The sequence below is a fragment of the Ruegeria sp. YKSE079 genome, assembly GCF_059612845.1.
This window is the reverse complement of the sequence record NZ_JBXWRJ010000001.1, coordinates 1-18,617: the sequence shown is the minus strand read 5'-3', so window position 1 is coordinate 18,617 and position 18,617 is coordinate 1. Positions and strand designations below refer to the sequence as shown.

The window sequence follows — 18,617 nt, the reverse complement described above, 5'->3', positions numbered from 1 at the left end:
CCGTTGTCAGTGCCTATTCAGCTGCATCAGCTCGCTTTGGCAGCACCCAATCTGGTCGCGGAAAGTGGCAAGTATAACCGTTGGGTAGGCGAACGAGATAGTCCTGATGCTCCGGTTCGGCTTCCCAAAAATCGCCAACTGGTTCCACTTCGGTCACGACCTTGCCTGGCCATAATCCACTGGCGTTCACATCGGCGATTGTTTCCAGCGCGACTTGCCTTTGATCCTCGTCCACATGATAAATGGCAGAGCGATAGCTCATCCCGATATCGTTGCCCTGACGGTTCACAGTTGTCGGATCGTGAATTTGAAAGAAGAACTCCAACAATTGGCGGAACGAGATTTTTGCCGGATCGAACCAGATCTCGATCCCTTCCGCATGGGTTCCGTGGTTGCGGTAGGTCGCGTTAGGTACATTGCCACCGGTATAGCCGACCCGGGTTCGATTGACCCCGGGCAGTTTCCGGACCAAATCCTGCATACCCCAAAAACACCCTCCGGCTAGAACGGCCCGTTGTTCGCTCATCAGATATCCTCCACCTGATCCAGATATTCGCCATAACCTTCGGCTTCCATGTCATCACGATGCACAAATCGAAGTGCGGCCGAATTGATACAATATCTTAGTCCGCCATGTTGGCGCGGGCCATCCGGAAAAACATGCCCGAGATGACTTTCGCCGTGTTTTGAACGTACCTCGATACGGATCATGCCCAGGCTGCGGTCTTCAAACTCTTCGACATGGGTGTGTTCGATGGGTTTTGTGAAACTCGGCCAGCCGCAACCGGATTCGTATTTGTGTGTCGACGCAAACAAAGGTTCGCCCGAAACGATATCGACGTAGATGCCGGGTTCTTTGTTGTACAGATGTTTGCCTGTTCCCGGGCGTTCTGTTCCACTGCGTTGCGTGACGTGAAACTCCTCACGGGAAAGTGCGGCGATGGCCTCGTGGTCCTTTTTGTACCGGGTCATGGCCTCTCCTGTTTTGGCTATACTTTCGCAGTAAATGGTGTGCCGATTGCGGAAAGCAAAGACATATTTCAACCTGCTCGCGCAGACGTGCAAGTGGCACGACAGTGGAAACAGTCGGCCAAGTGATGCCTTGGCAATCTATGCGTTTTTTGAAGAAGGTTGCCGTGAGAGTTGCACCGCAAGGATGCCAACTGTGGTTATGGCAACGCCGATGGCATCCAGTATTCCAAGGCGCTCTCCCAGCAGGGCATAGGCGATGGCGACACCGAAAACCGGATTCAAAAAATGAAAGGTGGCCGCACGGGTCGCGCCAATGCGGTTGAGCAATAGAAACCAGACATATGTGGCTGTCAGTCCGGGAATGAACGTCGTGTAGGCAAAGGCCAGCGCCAGAGGCCAAGTCGGGTTGATCCGAATACTTTCAAAGACCGGTGCGGCAACAAAAAGGATTGCCGATCCAACGAGCATTTGCAACCCGACAACCATCATGAAATTTCCGCCCGACGTGGCCCCTCGCACCGCCAGTGTTGCAAAGGCCAATGCCAATGCGCCAATTCCACACAGGATTACACCAAACGGGTCGATCCCCGCACTGATCCTTTCGCTCATTATCAGGGCAACGCCGACGAAACCTGCCAAAAGCCCCAAGACACCGAGCGGGCGCAGTTTTTCACCGAACAAGACCCAACTGGCCAAAGCGACGATCAACGGCATCGTTGAAGCAATAATGGCCGCCAACGACGCTTCGACTGTCTGCATGGCATAGAAGTTCAGACCCAAATAAAGGGCATTCTGGCAGATTCCAAATAGAATCGTCGCGTACCATTGTGAGCGGGTGAGGCGCCAGTTTTGTCCCATCGCTCTTGCAATCAGGATACCGATCATCCCAGAAATCAGAAAGCGCAAAGCCAACGAAAACAACGGCGATGCATCGGCGACGATAATGCGCGCCGACGTAAAGGCCGATGACCACATAAAGGCAAAGGCCAGCCCCATGGCAATTGCACGAAGATCCAATTAAACCCCCCAACGTGACTGGCCGGACTGTTTCGCATTTTTTGGTGGGTCGCAAGAGATCTGTCGCCAAGTAGCAGCCAAGTGTCGCCAGTTTCGACGTTACAAAAGAAAAAGGGCCGCATCAGCGACCCCTTTTCCAAATTCGTGTGTATTACGAATTAGCCGTTCACGCTGTCTTTCAGCGCTTTGGCGATGGTCATTTTCACAACCTTGTCGGCTTCCTTGGTAAAGGTCTCTCCGGTGGCGGGATTGCGAACCTGACGCTCAGGGCGCTCACGGCAATAGATCTTGCCAACGCCCGGCAGGGTGACCGCACCGCCGGCGGAAACTTCGCGCGTGATCAGGCCGGTGATGGCCTCCAGTGCGGAGTTTGCGGATTTCTTGTCAGTTCCCATTTCCTCAGCGAGAGCAGCAACCAGCTGAGTCTTGGTCATAGGCTTTGCCATTTCTTGGTCTCCTTACAGTGCCCGATCCATAGGGCCTCACCGCGCAACTGTAACGGCATATTGTGGGGGAACACAACGAATAGTAGCGTCGGAATCCCCAAAAATATGAGGATTTCGTTGCTTTTTTGCTTCACAAAAAGGCCGTTTCGTCGAAAGAACGCAATTTCCGGCTGTGCAATCGTTCCAATGGCATCCCTCTGAGGGCCTCCATTGCTCGGATTCCGATCGCCAGATGGCGGTTTACCTGAGTGTTATAGAAGGATGAGGCCATGCCTGGAAGCTTTAGTTCGCCGTGCAGCGGCTTGTCCGAAACACACAGCAACGTGCCGTATGGAACCCGGAACCTGTATCCGTTTGCCGCGATGGTGGCGCTTTCCATGTCCAGTGCGATGGCCCGCGACTGGCTGAGCCGCTGAACCGGTCCGGACTGGTCGCGCAATTCCCAGTTCCGGTTGTCGACCGAAGCAACCGTTCCGGTGCGCATGATACGCTTAAGCTCATATCCTTCCAGCTCCGTGACTTCGGCCACAGCTTTTTCCAGCGCAATCTGAATCTCGGCAAGGGGCGGGATCGGAACCCATACCGGCAGGTCGTCGTCCAACACCTTGTCTTCCCGCAGATAGGCATGCGCAAGAACGAAGTCGCCCAGCGCCTGAGTGTTCCGCAACCCCGCGCAGTGACCTACCATCAACCACGCATGCGGACGCAGAACCGCGATATGATCCGTCGCGGTCTTTGCATTTGATGGACCGACGCCGATATTGACCAGCGTGATGCCCGATCCATCCGCGCGCTTGAGGTGATAGGTCGGCATTTGCGGCAGCTTCAGCGGGGTGTCGATCGGTGCTTCGGGTTCAAGTATCTCGACGTTCCCAGTGGAAACAAAACTCGTGTAACCGCTCTGCGGATTGGCCAGCTGCGCGCGCGCATAAGCCTCGAACTCGGATACATAGAACTGGTAGTTGGTGAACAAAATGTGGTTTTGAAAGTGTTCGGCTTTCGTGGCGGTATAGTGTTCCAGTCGCGCCAACGAATAATCAATCCGCTGCGCGGTAAACAGCGCCAGTGGACCGGTTCCGTTTTCGGGAACATGGGTCCCGTTGACGATATCGTCATTCGTAGTCGTCAGGTCCGGCACGTCAAAGACATCGCGCAACGTGAAACCTGCCGCGCCCTGATGCGGAACGACTAGATCGGAATTGTTGGCCACCGCGAAATGGACCGGGATAGGCGTGTCGGACGGTCCGATGAACACGGGCTGGTCATGGTTCTTGATCAGCAATGCAATCTGCTGCGTCAGGTAAGATCGGAACAGGTCGGGCCGCGTCACTGTCGTGGCATGATGTCCAGGTTCAGCGACATGACCAAAACTCAGACGGCTGTCGATATGTGCATAAGATGAAGTCTTGATCCGAATTTCGGGGTAAAATGCACGAAAGCGCCCTGACGGTGGCCCGTTTTTAAGAGTTTCCGAGAACCGGTCGCACAGATATTGCGTAGCTTGCTGGTACAACTCTTCCAGCCTTCTTACAGCGGCGTTTGGGTCGGAAAAGGATTCCGTTGCCGGAGATTCGGGTATTCCTATTCTTGTCATTCAAGCGGTTCCAACAGGTCAATCTTTTCAAATGTGCGCACATCGACCAGCCCAAGGTCGGATATTCGAAGTTCGGGAATGACCACCAGCGCCAGCAAAGAGTGCTGCATATAGGCGTTATTCAATTTGCAACCGCAGTCCTGCATTGCATCGACCATGGCCTGAGCCTTGGCCGCAACCAAGGTGGCTGGGCTGTCAGACATCAGGCCGGCAATTGGAAGCTCCACCAATGCCAGTTCTTCGCCATCGCGAAAAATGGTGATGCCGCCGCCAACTTCGGCCAGGCGATTGGCGGCAAGGGCCATCTGTTCCCGATCGGTGCCGACGACAATCATGTGATGGCTGTCATGCGCCACGGTCGAGGCCATTGCCATCCTGCCTTTGTACCCAAACCCGGACACAAAAGCGTTGGTGACTCCTCCGGTTGCTCGGTGCCGTTCGACCAATGCGATCTGGCAAGTCTCGCCATCACCTCCTACCAAACCGTCGACAACCGGAAGTTCAACTTTCAATGCTTTGGTCGGGGCTTGGTTTTCCACCACGCCGATCACATTGGCACGCACCTGGTTTGCGCCGCCGGGAGCATGGATTTCGAAGTCGGCAGAGGTCAGCAAATGCCCTAGATGCACCGTATTTCGGGCCGTGTCCGGCCAGTCGAAATGTGGGCAATCAACCTTGATCTCACCATTATCGGCCACCACCTGCCCCCGCGCGATGACCACATCGATGGGTAAATCCCGCAGATCTGAACTGAGGATAATGTCTGCGCGACGTCCTGGGGTGATGGAGCCGATCTCGCGCTCCAACCCGAAATGTGTTGCTGTGTTGATCGTCGCCATCTGAAGCGCGACCAACGGATCGCATCCGCACGCAATGGCATGGCGGACGACGCGGTTCATGTGGCCTTCATTGACCAACGTGCCTGAATGGCAATCGTCGGTGCACAGGATGAAGTTGCGCGGATCAAGACCCTTTTCCGTAACGGCGGTAATCTGGCTTTCCACATCGTACCAGGCCGAGCCTAGCCGCATCATCGACCGCATGCCCTGACGTACGCGGGCAATGGCATCGTCTTCGCAGGTTCCTTCGTGATCGTCAGCAGGGCCTCCGGCGACATAGGCAGCAAAATCAGGCCCTAAATCAGGTGAAGCGTAGTGTCCGCCAACCGTTTTTCCTGCCCGTTGCGTCGCTGCAATCTCGGCCAGCATCTTGGGATCGGCATTCGATACGCCAGGAAAATTCATCATCTCGCCCAACCCGATGATACCGGGCCAGGCCATAGCTTCGGTCACGTCTTCTGGCGAGATTTCATACCCGGTGGTTTCCAACCCCGGAGCGGAGGGTGCACAGGACGGCATCTGAGTGAAGATGTTGACCGGCTGCATCAACGCTTCGTCATGCATCATGCGTACACCGGCCAACCCCAGCACATTGGCGATTTCATGCGGGTCGGTGAACATCGACGTGGTGCCATGCGGGATCACGGCGCGGGCAAATTCGGCCGGCGTCAGCATACCCGACTCGATGTGCATATGGGCATCGCAAAGTCCGGGGATCATGTAGCGGCCTTGTGCTTCGATAATATGCGTATCGGGACCAATGCAGTGTGACGCATCAGGTCCGACAAAGGCAATCCGACCTTCGGCAATCGCTATCGAATGGTCGGACAGCACTTCGCGACTGTGCACGTTGACCCAGATACCACCGCGGACAACGGTATCCGCTGCCTCGCGTCCTGCGGCAACGGCAATGAGCCGAGGTGCAACGTCGGGCCAGGTTGGGAAAGGTGTGTGTTCCATGGCTCAACTTTCCCGAATGTCAGGACGTGCGCAACCCCTGTGATGCGTTTGTCACCAAAGGATCACGAAACACTGCTTGACCGGCTGATCGGGAACAAGGAAGCTCTCGCCATGGATTATGAAACGATAGAGGCCGATACGTTCGGCCGGTCCCTGAAGGGCATCGGATTGAACCTTCTCGTTCGGGATGTGAAGGCTGAATGCCATTTTTTAGAGACTGTTTTTGCGGCGAAATGTCATCAAGTTACGGCAGACTTCGCAATCGTTACGTATGGAAACCAGGTGTTTCAGCTGCATTCCGACGCAACGTATCATTCCAATCCCCTCCAAGGCCTCCTTCCAGAAAATCCGCCTAGGGGTGTTGGTATCGAGATCCGCCTATATGACACAAACCCCGACGTTTCGGTCGCAAAGGCAATGAAATACGGTGTTACTGTATTGCAAGAAGCGACGGACAAACCGCATGGTCTGCGCGAGGCGTACATTCTGTGCGAAAATGGATATGCTTGGGTGCCTAGTCGTCCAAAAGATCTGATGCCTACGAACGAGGCATGACATCGTGTGAACTTCATTTGTATTCTTCGGCCGCGATTTCGGACCGTATCCAGTTTGCAAACGAGATTGCTCCAGGCATCTCTTCGGCTTGAGGTGACAACAGCAGATAATAGGCCTCGGGCATCAGTACGCTGTGTTTGAATGGCGCCACCAGCCGACCCTCGGCCAAAAGGCGCGAAACGATCACTTTGTGACCCATGCACAGCCCTCCTCCAGCCATGGCTACAGAAAGACCGACCATATATGTGGTGGAATAGGTAATCGGAGGATTCTGCCAATTTAGACCCATATCTTCGGCCCAGGCGGCCCAATTTGCCAATAAGTTTGAACAGTCATAAAGCGGCTGGTCGTGCAGGTTTTCCAGCGTGACCGGGAAACTCGGGGCGCAGACAGGAAAATAGTAATCGGTTGTCAGCAATTCCGTCCGAACCGTATCCGCTGGGCGCAGCGAATACCGAATCTCAACCGCCGCGCCTTCGGCCATTTCCCGGGGCTCCCACAGCTCGGTATAGATGCTCAGGTGCACTTCGGGATGCATTGCTCGGAACTTCGGCAGGCGCGGGCCAAGCCAGTTCACAGCAAACGTGATGTTGCATTGAACCTGAACGGTGTTTTTCCGGTCTCCGGTCACGGCCTGCGTTCCCCTCAGCAAGGTCCGAAACGCGTCGCGCACGACCGGCAAATAGGTGATTCCCGCTTCGGTCAGTTCCAGTGCACGCGGGCGGCGATGAAACAAGGGTCGGCCTAGATGGCCCTCCAGAGATTTGATCTGCTGGCTGACAGCGCTTTGCGTCATGTTCAGGTCCCGCGCCGCGCCGGTGAAAGACAAGTGGCGCGCCGCTGCCTCGAACGTGCGAAGCCAACCGAGCGGAGGAAGGCGTGTCTGCATTTGCATAACCTTGGCATAAGTTTTGCTAATGAAGTAGCCGCTTTTTTTTCGTTGGTCAAAATCACACTGCGCATGCAGGTTTTCAGATGACCGAAGTCGCTGCCTTATTCCTCAGGAGAATCGCCATGAGTGTCACCAACCTGCGTCCCAACATCGACCATTGGCAGGATCGCGTGGATTTGGCTGCTGCCTTTCGCTGGACCGAACGACTGAATATGCACGAAGGAGTTGCCAACCACTTCAGCCTCGCCGTGAACGAGGATGGCACGCAATTCCTGATGAATCCGAACCAGATGCATTTCAAGCGCATCACGGCGTCGAACCTTCTGCTGCTCGACGCCAACGATCCGGACACAATGAAGAAACCCGGCGCCCCGGACCCTACCGCGTGGGGATTGCATGGCTCGATCCACCGGCTTTGTCCGCACGCGCGCTGTGTCATGCATGTCCATTCCACTTTTGTAACGGTTCTGGCCTCGCTCGCAGACAGCACTTTGCCGCCCATCGATCAGAACACCGCGACGTTTTACAATCGCTATGTGATTGACGAAGAATTTGGCGGTTTGGCTTTCGAAAGCGAAGGCGCGCGTTGTGCCTCGATGCTGTCGGACCCAAAAAAGAACGTGATGATCATGGGTAATCACGGCGTACTGGTCATCGGCAAGGACCCGGCTGATACCTTCAATCGACTCTATTATTTTGAACGCGCGGCTGAAACATATATCCGCGCGTTGCAAACCGGACAAAAACTGCGGGTTCTGCCCGATGAAATCGCAGAAAAGACCGCTCAGGAACTTGAGGATTATCCCGGTCAGGCCGAGGCGCATATGCGCGAAATCAAGGCCGTTCTGGATGCTGAAGGCTCCGATTACGCAAACTGACTCACCCTTTGCAGAGTGCTCACACCATGGCTGAAGTGTTACAAGATCCCGAATCCAACCGCTGGAATTATCGCCCCGAAACGGCTGTTCCCCTCAACCCCCTTTTCAATTGGCCACCACGCCCCGCGGCGGTTCTGAAATGGTACAGTGGCGCGTGGCTGCAGATCACGTCGCTCACCTTGTGCATGACGGTGGCGTTCATTGCCTATGTCTTTTTCTTGCCATCGCTTGAGTCGATGCAGAGCTTTTCGCCTGGCTGGATGTTCCGTGTCTGGCTGTTGAACATGGTGCCTCAGACGCTGGTTGCCGGTGGATTGCACTGGTGGCTCTACATGCGCAAGGGCCAGGGAATGCACAAGAAATTCGACCGCCGTGATCTGACCCGCAACAACGGTATTTTCACCTTTCGTAATCAGGTATGGGACAATATCTGGTGGACATTGGGCAGCGCGATGACCGTGGCAACCGTCTATCAGTGGATCATCTATTGGGCGATGGCAAATGGCTGGGCACCTGTTATCACCTGGGAACAGGCGCCGGTCTGGTTCGTGGTGTGGATGTTCTTTATCCCGATGTGGTCAGGGCTTCATTTCTATTGGGTCCACCGGTTGGAACACCATCCGAAACTGTACAAGCATGTGCATGCGGTACATCATCGTAATGTCAATGTTGGGCCGTGGTCGGGTATCTCGAACCATTGGTACGAAAACATGCTCTACTTCACGACCTATTTCATCCATCTGCTCGTGGCCTCGCACCCGCTGCATTTGTTGTATCATGTGTATTTCCAGCAGGTGAGCCCGATCCTGTCACACTCCGGCTTTGAAAAAATCAAGGCAAACGATACAGAAGCCGCGCGTGCCGGGGATTTCTTTCACCAACTGCATCACCGGTATTTCGAGTGCAACTATGGCACTTCGGAAATTCCGTTCGACAAATGGTTCGGCACCTATCACGACGGAACCGCAGCCGCGACCGACCGAACCCGGGCTTTCAAAAAGCAGATGTACACCTGAATTACACATCACTATCGGGCGGGGAGGCTTCTTGGTCGTCTTCGTCCGCATCGTCCTTGAATTGGGGTCAGGGACTTTACCTGCCCACTGCCCATCTGTTAAACGCACCCGGTCCGGATGGTCCGGACGCCGGTCGCAGCCTACCCGGCCTACAAAACAAGGATCTGAAAAGTGAAGACAATTGTCATCTGCTCTGGCGGACTGGATTCGGTTTCGTTGGCACACAAGGTGGCCGCCGAGCATGATTTGGTCGGACTGATCTCGTTCGACTATGGCCAGCGCCACCGGAAAGAGGTCGAATTCGCAGCCCGTTGTGCCCACCGGTTGGGTGTACCGCACGACCTGATCGACATGGGCCATATCGGAAGGCATCTCAGCGGTTCGGCCCTGACCGACGATGTGGATGTGCCAGACGGGCACTATGCCGAAGAGACAATGAAAGTTACCGTAGTTCCCAACCGCAACGCGATCATGCTGGCCATCGCCTTTGGTGTTGCCGCCGCCAAACAGGCGGATGCTGTGGCGACAGCAGTTCATGGCGGTGATCATTTCATCTATCCCGACTGTCGGCCGGAGTTCACCGAAGCATTCGAGGCAATGCAGGCAAAGGCGCTGGACGGATATGCCAGTGTTAGACTCTATACACCCTTTGTCCGGGTGCCAAAGTCGGCTATTGTGACCGAAGGCGCAAAGCATGGCACTCCCTTCGCTGACACATGGTCGTGTTACAAGGGCGGTGAAACCCATTGTGGGCGCTGCGGTACCTGTGTGGAACGACGAGAAGCGTTTCACATTGCAGGTGTCGAAGACCCCACCATTTATGCCGATCCGGAGTTCTGGAAAGCGGCTGTGGGGGTGGCCTGATGTTTCGTATCACCAAGGAGTTCCATTTCTCGGCCTCGCACCAGCTGTGCGACTTGCCCGACGATCATCCCTGTGCCCGATTGCACGGGCACAATTACGTGGTCGAAGTGGAACTGAGCGCCAGCGAACTGGATTTGAACGGGTTTGTGGTGGACTATCGCGAGTTGAAGCCGCTCAAAACCTGGATCGATGACGAGTTGGATCATCGACACCTCAACGACGTGTTTGGTCATGACATGGTAACTTCAGAACGGTTGGCGAAAGAGGTTTATGAATTCTGCAAGACACGCTGGGCACAAACCAGTGCGGTGCGCGTCAGCGAGACGCCAAAGACATGGGCGGAATACCGGCCATGACGCGCCTGCGCATTGCCGAGATTTTCGGTCCGACCATTCAGGGTGAGGGGGCCGTGATCGGTGTGCCGACCGTTTTCGTGCGTGCCGGCGGCTGTGATTATCGCTGTTCGTGGTGTGACAGCCTGCATGCTGTTGACAGTCGGTTCCGCCTTGAATGGTTGCCCATGACACCGGCAGAAATCATGGCCAAAGTCGAACAGTTATCCGGAGAAATGCCAATAACAGTGTCTATTTCCGGCGGAAATCCCGCCATACAAGACTTTTCGCCCGTGATCTCATTGGGCAAGTCCAAAGGTTATTCCTTTGTGATGGAAACCCAGGGCTCGGTCGCGCGGAATTGGTTCGACGAGTTGCAAACATTGATCCTCAGCCCCAAACCGCCGTCCTCCGGTGAAGTGATGGATTGGGACGTGTTCGGTGCTTGTGCCGCAATGAAAACGCATAAGGTACTCAAGATCGTGGTCTTTGATAACGCTGACTACAACTGGGCGCGCGAGGTTGCCGCGCGCTACCCGCAACTGCCGCTTTATCTGCAACCGGGCAACCACACGCCACCGCCGCCAGACTCGTATGATGCTGTCATTGACATGGGCGGTATCATGAACCGGTATGAATGGCTGATCGAAAAAACCCTGGGGGATCGTTGGTATGCCCCCACCATCCTGCCGCAACTGCATGTCCTGATTTGGGGCAACAGGCGCGGCGTATGAGGCTCTAACATGGCTAATCAAGACATCTATGCGAACCTGACCCAGCTTGGCGGCAAGACCGAGTTGCCCAAATCTCCCGATGAAGCGGTGCTGGAAAAAGTACCCAACCCGCAGGCCGGAACGGACTATGCGGTGCGGTTCACGGCGCCGGAGTTTACCTCACTCTGCCCGTTGACGGCCCAACCCGATTTTGCCCATATCGTGATCGACTATGTTCCGGGTGATTGGCTGGTCGAGAGCAAGTCGCTCAAGCTGTTTCTCGGCGCCTTTCGCAATCACGGTGCCTTCCACGAAGATTGCAGCGTGACCATCGGCAAGCGGCTGGAAGAGGTGCTGAAACCCAAATGGCTGCGCGTGGGTGCCTATTGGTATCCGCGGGGTGGTATTCCGATCGACGTGTTCTACCAATCTGGTCCGGAACTGTCAGGTGTCTGGATCCCGGATCAGGGCGTGCCGACCTATCGAGGGCGCGGTTAGCCGCGTAACGCGCGTGGAGTGGTGCCGAACTCTGTCCTGAATGCCCGCGTCATGGCGCTAGGATCGTCATACCCTGCCCGCAGAGCAATTTCGCCAATTGAGAGTTGGGTTTCCACCACCAGTTTGCGCGCCAAATTCAGGCGCAGGCGGCGATAAACCTGCGCTGGGCCGGCACCAAGATCGGCACGCATCTTTGCTTCGAGCACCTTTTGTGTCCGTCCGACGCGGCGGGCAATTACCGGGATTGGCAGCGGCGTTTCCAGGTGTTCCTGCATCAGCGCTAGAGCTTTGTTTACAAAAGCGCTGGACGACCCTGCGCCGCCACTGTGAGATCGCGCAGACTCCCGCGTCATAAAAAGCTGCGCTACCTCCAGCGCAAGGGCCTGCCCGTGGTCTTGTCCGATCAGGTGCATTACCAAATCGAACGCGGCCATCGCACCCGAACAGGTGATCCTGCGCCGATCGATGATGAACCTTTCCCGATGTACATCGACTTCGGGAAAGCGTTCGGAAAAGCCGGTCATCTCCTCCCAATGGATCGTGGCGCGATGACCATCCAGCAACCCGGCCTCAGCCAGCAGCCAGCTTCCTGTGTCCATTCCTGCTATCATGGAAAAACGGGTCGAAGCCGAACGCAGGCTTGCCTGCGTGCGCCACCCACTGTGCCCAAGATACCCATAGGACGGCATCACGACCAACATGTCGCCGGATGCATTGCCAAGCGTGTCATGCGGTGACACCTGCAAGCCAGAGGATGAGGTCACAGGGTCGGAGCCGAGCGACAGGAATTGCCAACGGTACAATGCCTTCCCCGACAGTGTATTGGCGGCACGCAGCGGTTCAACCGTGTTGGCAAGGCAATGATTGGAAAAGCCATCGAACAGCAGCACGCCGAATTGCTGCATTGCAGAGGTTGATTTTATCCAATCTTGCATGACTGATGTCTACTTCTGCATGAATATCGCTGCAACCCTGTTCAGGATAAACCCAACTCAGTCCGGAGACACAGAATGCAATACGGCTTGTCCGAAGAACAGGAAATGATTGCCGCAACTGTTCGCAGTTTCGTGGAGAACGAGATTTATCCGCACGAAGACCTGGTAGAGCGCACCGGCGAAGTGCCCAAGGAGATTGCGGACGAGATAAAGCGCAAGACGCTCGAACTTGGATTTTACGCCTGCAACTTCCCCGAAAGCGTCGGCTGCGCCGGGCTGAACCATCTTGAGTTCGCGTTGGTCGAACGAGAGTTGGGGCGTGGGTCAATGGCGCTGAACCATTTTTTTGGGCGCCCGCAGAATATCCTGATGGCCTGCGAAGGCGAGCAGATTGAACGTTACCTGATGCCCGCCGTGCGCGGTGAGCGAATGGATGCACTGGCGATGACCGAACCGGGCGCGGGGTCGGATGTGCGGGGCATGAAATGCTCGGCCGTCCGCGACGGAGGCGACTGGGTGGTCAACGGCACCAAGCATTTCATCTCGGGTGCCGATCACGCGGATTTCCTCATCGTGTTCATCGCGACCGGAGAAGACCAGACACCCAAAGGCCCCAAGAAGCGGATTACGGCCTTTCTCGTCGATCGCGGAACGCCCGGATTCACGATCCGTGATGGGTACAAGTCGGTCAGTCATCGGGGATACAAGAACATGATCCTTGATTTCGACGACTGCCGCCTGCCGGACGCACAGGTTCTGGGCAATGTCGACGGCGGGTTCGAGGTGATGAACACCTGGCTTTATGCCACCCGGATCACGGTGGCGACCATGTCGGTCGGTCGCGCGCGCAGGTGCTTTGACTATGCCTTGGACTACGCCGCAACACGCGAGCAATTCGGCCAGAAAATCGGCAAGTTTCAGGGCGTATCTTTCCAGATCGCGGACATGATCACCGAGATCGACGCAGCCGATCTGCTGACCCTTTCAGCAGCGGACCGGTTGGACAAGGGACTTCCTGCCAACCGCGAGATTGCCTCGGCCAAGCTCTATGCGTCCGAGATGCTGGCGCGGGTAACCGATGCCGCAATCCAGATTCACGGCGGTATGGGTCTGATGGACGATTATCCACTGGAGCGGTTTTGGCGTGACGCGCGGGTCGAGCGGATCTGGGACGGCACATCGGAAATCCAGCGCCATATCATCAGCCGTGACTTGTTGAGGGCGCTTGGGGCATGACCTCCGTGTCAGAATTCACTCCAGAAATGCGAGAAACCACCAAGTTAGAGTCTCTGAAACGCGTTCTGCATTATCGTTCTCTTGCGGTTATTGGTGGCGGAGTGTGGTGCGCCGAAATCATTCGGCAAGTTCGAAAGTTCGGGTTCTCCGGCCCGGTTTGGCCGGTTCACCCAAAGGCGACCGAGATCGCCGGTGAGCCCGTGTTCGCGACCATCGAGGCCTTGCCCGAAGCGCCGGATGCCGTTTTTATCGGCATCAACCGCCACGCCACTATCGAGGCCGTGGAAGTTCTGTCGCGAAGCGGCGCCGGCGGAGCGATCTGCTTTGCTTCCGGCTTTACAGAGGCCCTGGCCGAGGATGCCGGATCAGCGGACTTGCAGGCGCGGTTGGTGGCGGCGGCTGGAGACATGCCGATCCTTGGGCCGAATTGCTATGGTTTCATAAACGCGCTGGACCGCGTCGTGATCTGGCCGGACCAGCACGGCATGCGGCATGTCGACCGCGGCGTTGCCATCCTGACGCAAAGTTCGAACATCGCTATCAACATGACGATGCAGCGGCGCGCCTTGCCATTGGCTTTCATGCTGACATGTGGGAATCAGGCCCAGACCCATCAGGCCGAGATCGCAATGGCCCTGTTGGATGATCCCCGGATCACCGCAATCGGCGTTCACATCGAAGGCTTTGGTGATCTGAGAAAGTGGGAAGCCCTGGCCGCCCGCGCGCGTGAACGGGATGTACCGATCGTCGCGCTGAAAATGGGCAAGTCTTCGCATGCACAGACCGCGACCGTGTCGCATACCGCCTCGCTTGCCGGCAGCGATGCCGGTGCGCAAGCCTTTCTGGACCGGCTTGGGATCGCGCGGTTGGACGACGTGCCAAGTTTTCTGGAGACGTTGAAGCTGCTCCATGTTTCAGGCCGGCTGGAAGGAAACGGGATCAGCACAATCAGTTGCTCGGGTGGCGAGGCCAGTCTGACCGCTGACATGGCTGTTGGGCGTAACTTGCATTTCCCGCCCCTGACCGATTGTCAAAAGGCTGATTTGCGCGCAGCACTTGGGCCGATGGTCGCCTTGGCGAACCCTCTGGACTATCACACCTATATCTGGCGCGATACGCCAGCAATGACCCGGGCGTGGATGAGCATGACCGGTCCGGATGTGGCTCTAACATTAGCCATTGTTGACTATCCGCACACAGATGCCACCGATTGGGAATGCGCGACACAAGCCGCGCTGAACTGTGCGCAAGAAGGGAAGCCATTCGCTGTCGCCGCGACCTTGCCAGAACTTATGCCGGAAACCGTTGCAAAAACCCTCATGGCTGGCGGGGTTGTTCCCTTTGCCGGCCTGCATGAAGCCTTGGCAGCAGCAGAGGCGGCGACTCGGCCCTTGCCGAGCTTGGCGGACGCCGTGTTGTTGCCAAGAAACCTCGAGGCTGACGTTGTTCTGACCGAGGCGGAAGCCAAGGCAGAGTTGGCGGCCTTCGGTCTGAAAATACCTCGCAGCGTGACGGTGCGGCCGGATCAAGCCGTCAACGCAATCCGATCCATGAAGGGGCCATTTGCGGTCAAGGGCGTTGGTCTGGCACACAAGTCCGAACATGGGGCGGTTTTGCTGGGCGTGGAGATCAAAAACATTGCAGATGCTGTCGACAAAGTTGGAACACCGGAAGTTCTGATCGAAGAAATGGCAACCGGAGGCGTTGCCGAGTTGTTGGTGGGCGTCACCCGCGACCCGGCGCATGGGTATGTACTGACTATTGGGGCAGGTGGCATACTGGCTGAAATCCTGCGCGACACCGTCTCAATGCTGATCCCCTCCGCCCGCGCGGCCATTCGTGAATCACTTGATCTCTTGGCCTGCGCCCCGCTGTTGGCAGGATATCGTGGAAGACCAGGTGTCGATCTCGACGCGGTGCTTGATGCGGTCGAGGCGGTGCAAGCCTATGTCATTGCCAATGCGGACAGCGTTGGTGAAGTTGAAATAAATCCGTTGATATGTACGGCGACCAGCGCGGTCGCTGTGGATGCCCTCATTCGAAAGGCAAGCTCATGAATCCAGTTAAAACCAAGCGTGATGGCGCGATCCTTGAAATCACCCTGGACCGCCCCAAGGCGAATGCGATCGACCTGCAGACAAGCCGGATTATGGGTGAGGTATTTCGCGACTTTCGCGACGACCCGGATTTGCGCGTGGCCATTCTGACGGGTGGTGGCGAGAAGTTTTTTTGCCCTGGTTGGGATCTGAAGGCCGCAGCCGATGGCGACGCCGTCGATGGTGACTATGGCGTCGGCGGCTTTGGCGGTTTGCAGGAATTGCGCGACATGAACAAGCCCGTTATCGCGGCAGTGAACGGAATAGCCTGCGGTGGCGGTCTGGAACTGGCGTTGAGCGCTGATATGATCGTGGCAGCGGATCATGCGACCTTTGCATTGCCCGAAATCAGGTCGGGCACCGTGGCCGACGCCGCCAGCGTGAAATTGCCCAAACGCATTCCTTATCATATCGCGATGGAGTTGCTTTTGACCGGCCGCTGGTTTGACGCGACCGAGGCACAACGTTGGGGGATGGTGAACGAGATTGTCCCGCCCGATCAGTTGATGGATCGCGCTTGGGAGTTGGCGCGCCTTCTCGCAAGCGGCCCGCCGCTGGTCTATTCCGCGATAAAAGAGATCGTTCGCGAGGCGGAGGATTCCAAGTTTCAGGATATCATGAATCGGATCACCAAACGTCAGCTGGCGACGGTCGATATCCTTTATGCGTCCGAGGATAATCTCGAAGGCGCCCGCGCATTCGCCGAAAAGCGCGATCCGGTCTGGAAAGGGAAATAAGACGGCTCAGGTCTTTTCGAACAGGGCGACAAGGGCGGTGTCGTCCTTGTTCGGTCCGGCTGCCAGATCTCCGTAAATACGGACTTCTTTGAGTTTCAGGTTCTCAATCTGTCCGTTCTGCAAGTCGCGTAATATGTCAGCAAAACCTTTTGCTTCATAATGCTTTGCATTGATCGACAAGGCAAACTGCGCCCCACGCCGGGCGACCCGCAGCAGGGCAGGAAGCGCCTCGGGGCCAAGGTGGCCGTGCGTGAAAGTACCCGAGGAAACGATGCCGGAATAGCTTTCCCGTGGAACTGGAATACCCAGGTTCAGATCGGCCTCGATGGCATCGCGATAGATGTCCTTGCGCATCGCTTCGGCCAGCATCTCGGGGCTTATGTCGGTGGCATCGATCGGGCCGACGCCCAAACCGGCCAGCACCGCGCCGCACAGTCCGGTTCCCGCTCCCACATCCAGTACCGGACCTTGCCCCCCGGCCGCAACAAAGGCGCGGGCGGTTTGGACGTGAAGCTGATAATCTTCGAGCGCTGCGAAACTGTCGTCATAATCACCGGCCCATTCGGCATAAAGCCGTTTGTGGTCTTCCGGTGTTTCCAGCGCATAGGCGGCGTGCAGGTCGGGTGTCTTTTTGCTCATGCCCCATGAAAGGCCCAAGGGGAGATTCGAATCAAGTGCGTCCATCGGGCGCTTGCATCGTCCAGCATTGCAGCCCATCAAGGTAACATGACAGGCACACTTCTTTCTTTTGGGCACGGATATTCTGCTCAGGCGCTGTCGCGTCTGCTGATCCCCCGTGGATGGCGCGTTATCGGCACGACGCGAAACACAGAACAGGTTGATAAAATTAAGAAATCCGGAGCAGAGCCGACTATTTGGCCGGGTTCCTTGCCGTCGTTTGATGGTGTGACTCACATGCTGATCTCGACCTCTCCCACCTCGGCGGGTGATCCTGTACTTGCCGCGCTGGGCGATGAGATCGTGGCGAGGGCGGGGCAACTCGAGTGGGTCGGCTATTTGTCGACAACGGCGGTCTATGGCGATCATGATGGTGGATGGGTGGATGAAACCACGCCACCGGAACCGGCCGCCGAGCGCGGGCGCTGGCGGGTGATGGCCGAGGAACAGTGGTCCGCTATCCCGGGATTGCCTCTGCACATCTTCCGGCTGGCGGGAATCTATGGGCCGGGGCGGGGACCATTTTCCAAGTTGCGAAAAGGTGGGTTGCGGCGAATTATCAAGCCTGAACAAGTATTTAGCCGTATACACGTTGACGATATCGCACAGGTTCTGGCGGCATCGATGGCACGCCCAAATCCGGGTGCGATTTACAATGTGTGTGATGATGAGCCGGTGCCGCCGCAGGATGTGATTGGGTATGCTGCTGAGTTGCAGGGGTTGCCGCTGCCGCCCGCCGTGCCGTTCGACGAGGCTGACATGACCCCGATGGCCCGCAGTTTTTATATGGAAAACAAGAGGGTACACAATGATCGGATCAAGGATGAGCTGGGAATCGAGCTGATCTATCCGAACTACCGGGTCGGGCTTGAAGCGCTGATGAAGGAGACTGACGGCACGGAATCCGGATGAATTGTCCAATTTGTACCGATCCCAGAGGGCAAGGTGCCATTTTGTACAGTTCCGGAACGGTCAAATCGCGCCTCCACCGCCGCCTTCCCGCCCTGCCGAATGCAGCAAATGGGCGTGGATTTTCCGGCCGGGCGAACCCGGCCAGAAAATTTGGTCATGTCTTGAAGTTATTTGTCTGCTTCACGGACGATGCAAACCTCCGGGCGAACGGCTCTGTTAAGCGTGACCGGCTCAGAGCCGACCTTCGATCCACCTTCAAGATTCTGCGGTCGCAGCCCGCTTTGCGGTCATTCGCTGCAAGTGCGAAATCCGGGCTTCCTCGAATTCACAGATCGCGGGACGTTGCGACGGTGTGTCGGCGACAAAGGAGAGGACCTTCCTTGTGCCATTTCTCTTGAAGCGAAATACCGCAATGCAAAGCAAACCAGACACTGCAGTCAATTAGCT

General features: G+C 56.5%; 20 protein-coding genes. 11 read left to right on the top strand and 9 right to left on the bottom strand.

What is annotated here, in order from left to right; all coding sequences use genetic code 11:
* Positions 1-13: 13 nt before the first annotated feature.
* From msrA to ade, 6 genes are all read right to left on the bottom strand, one after another.
* Positions 14-526, bottom strand: coding sequence for a peptide-methionine (S)-S-oxide reductase MsrA (msrA, locus tag AC2FMY_RS00100; RefSeq protein ID WP_480749055.1), 513 nt, complete (start codon positions 524-526; stop codon positions 14-16).
* Positions 526-972 carry a peptide-methionine (R)-S-oxide reductase MsrB gene (gene msrB / locus AC2FMY_RS00095; RefSeq protein WP_480749054.1) on the bottom strand — a complete coding sequence of 149 codons (447 nt, stop codon included), beginning with the start codon at positions 970-972 and terminating at the stop codon, positions 526-528. The genes msrA and msrB overlap by 1 nt, the downstream gene beginning before the upstream one ends.
* Positions 973-1,110: 138 nt before the next feature.
* Positions 1,111-1,989, bottom strand: coding sequence for a DMT family transporter (locus tag AC2FMY_RS00090; RefSeq protein WP_496806835.1), 879 nt, complete (start codon positions 1,987-1,989; stop codon positions 1,111-1,113).
* A gap of 158 nt (positions 1,990-2,147) precedes the next feature.
* Entirely contained in the window at positions 2,148-2,435 is a 288-nt protein-coding gene (locus AC2FMY_RS00085) for an HU family DNA-binding protein (RefSeq protein WP_117871130.1), read from the bottom strand.
* Between the two features lie 130 nt (positions 2,436-2,565).
* On the bottom strand, positions 2,566-4,029 hold the full coding sequence (locus AC2FMY_RS00080) for an AMP nucleosidase (protein WP_496745726.1): 1,464 nt from the start codon (positions 4,027-4,029) through the stop codon (positions 2,566-2,568).
* Positions 4,026-5,828 carry an adenine deaminase gene (gene ade / locus AC2FMY_RS00075; protein WP_496745724.1) on the bottom strand — a complete coding sequence of 601 codons (1,803 nt, stop codon included), beginning with the start codon at positions 5,826-5,828 and terminating at the stop codon, positions 4,026-4,028. Before ade ends, AC2FMY_RS00080 begins: the two co-directional genes overlap by 4 nt.
* Before the next feature lie 111 nt (positions 5,829-5,939).
* Here ade and AC2FMY_RS00070 point away from each other — a divergent pair, with 111 nt between their 5' ends.
* Positions 5,940-6,383, top strand: coding sequence for a VOC family protein (locus tag AC2FMY_RS00070; RefSeq protein ID WP_480749050.1), 444 nt, complete (start codon positions 5,940-5,942; stop codon positions 6,381-6,383).
* 13 nt (positions 6,384-6,396) lie between these two features.
* On the opposite strand, the gene AC2FMY_RS00065 is transcribed toward AC2FMY_RS00070, so the two are convergent.
* Positions 6,397-7,272, bottom strand: a complete 876-nt coding sequence (locus AC2FMY_RS00065; protein ID WP_480749049.1) for a LysR family transcriptional regulator — start codon at positions 7,270-7,272, stop codon at positions 6,397-6,399.
* Positions 7,273-7,397: 125 nt separating this feature from the next.
* Between AC2FMY_RS00065 and AC2FMY_RS00060 the strand changes: the two genes are divergently transcribed.
* The 6 genes from AC2FMY_RS00060 (at position 7,398) to queF (ending at position 11,576) form a co-directional block, all read left to right on the top strand.
* Complete coding sequence (locus AC2FMY_RS00060; protein ID WP_480749048.1) at positions 7,398-8,153, top strand: class II aldolase and adducin N-terminal domain-containing protein; 756 nt, start codon at positions 7,398-7,400, stop codon at positions 8,151-8,153.
* Positions 8,154-8,179: 26 nt separating this feature from the next.
* A complete protein-coding gene (locus tag AC2FMY_RS00055; protein ID WP_480749047.1) occupies positions 8,180-9,169 on the top strand; it encodes a sterol desaturase family protein in 990 nt (329 codons plus the stop codon).
* 171 nt (positions 9,170-9,340) lie between these two features.
* On the top strand, positions 9,341-10,033 hold the full coding sequence (queC, locus tag AC2FMY_RS00050; RefSeq protein ID WP_496745721.1) for a 7-cyano-7-deazaguanine synthase QueC: 693 nt from the start codon (positions 9,341-9,343) through the stop codon (positions 10,031-10,033).
* Positions 10,033-10,389: a 6-carboxytetrahydropterin synthase QueD gene (gene queD / locus AC2FMY_RS00045; RefSeq protein WP_496745719.1), complete on the top strand. Its 357-nt coding sequence runs from the start codon at positions 10,033-10,035 to the stop codon at positions 10,387-10,389. Before queC ends, queD begins: the two co-directional genes overlap by 1 nt.
* Positions 10,386-11,099: a 7-carboxy-7-deazaguanine synthase QueE gene (queE, locus tag AC2FMY_RS00040; RefSeq protein ID WP_496745717.1), complete on the top strand. Its 714-nt coding sequence runs from the start codon at positions 10,386-10,388 to the stop codon at positions 11,097-11,099. Before queD ends, queE begins: the two co-directional genes overlap by 4 nt.
* Positions 11,100-11,108: 9 nt before the next feature.
* Positions 11,109-11,576, top strand: a complete 468-nt coding sequence (gene queF / locus AC2FMY_RS00035) for a preQ(1) synthase (protein WP_480749043.1) — start codon at positions 11,109-11,111, stop codon at positions 11,574-11,576.
* Here the strand turns inward: queF and AC2FMY_RS00030 are convergent.
* A complete protein-coding gene (locus AC2FMY_RS00030) occupies positions 11,573-12,511 on the bottom strand; it encodes a GlxA family transcriptional regulator (RefSeq protein WP_496745714.1) in 939 nt (312 codons plus the stop codon). The two genes, queF and AC2FMY_RS00030, sit on opposite strands and share 4 nt — an antisense overlap.
* Before the next feature lie 75 nt (positions 12,512-12,586).
* Here AC2FMY_RS00030 and AC2FMY_RS00025 point away from each other — a divergent pair, with 75 nt between their 5' ends.
* Genes AC2FMY_RS00025 through AC2FMY_RS00015 form a run of 3 tightly spaced genes read left to right on the top strand, consistent with a single transcriptional unit; the run spans position 12,587 to position 16,580 of the window.
* A complete protein-coding gene (locus tag AC2FMY_RS00025) occupies positions 12,587-13,747 on the top strand; it encodes an acyl-CoA dehydrogenase family protein (protein WP_480749041.1) in 1,161 nt (386 codons plus the stop codon).
* Complete coding sequence (locus tag AC2FMY_RS00020; RefSeq protein WP_496745712.1) at positions 13,744-15,804, top strand: acetate--CoA ligase family protein; 2,061 nt, start codon at positions 13,744-13,746, stop codon at positions 15,802-15,804. Before AC2FMY_RS00025 ends, AC2FMY_RS00020 begins: the two co-directional genes overlap by 4 nt.
* Complete coding sequence (locus tag AC2FMY_RS00015; RefSeq protein WP_480749039.1) at positions 15,801-16,580, top strand: carnitinyl-CoA dehydratase; 780 nt, start codon at positions 15,801-15,803, stop codon at positions 16,578-16,580. Before AC2FMY_RS00020 ends, AC2FMY_RS00015 begins: the two co-directional genes overlap by 4 nt.
* 6 nt (positions 16,581-16,586) lie before the next feature.
* Here AC2FMY_RS00015 and AC2FMY_RS00010 read toward each other — a convergent pair whose 3' ends face one another.
* Positions 16,587-17,219, bottom strand: a complete 633-nt coding sequence (locus AC2FMY_RS00010; RefSeq protein ID WP_480749038.1) for a class I SAM-dependent DNA methyltransferase — start codon at positions 17,217-17,219, stop codon at positions 16,587-16,589.
* Positions 17,220-17,306: 87 nt separating this feature from the next.
* On the opposite strand from AC2FMY_RS00010, the gene AC2FMY_RS00005 reads away from it, so the two are divergent.
* Positions 17,307-18,170 carry an SDR family oxidoreductase gene (locus AC2FMY_RS00005; RefSeq protein ID WP_496806834.1) on the top strand — a complete coding sequence of 288 codons (864 nt, stop codon included), beginning with the start codon at positions 17,307-17,309 and terminating at the stop codon, positions 18,168-18,170.
* The last annotated feature ends 447 nt before the right edge of the window (positions 18,171-18,617 follow it).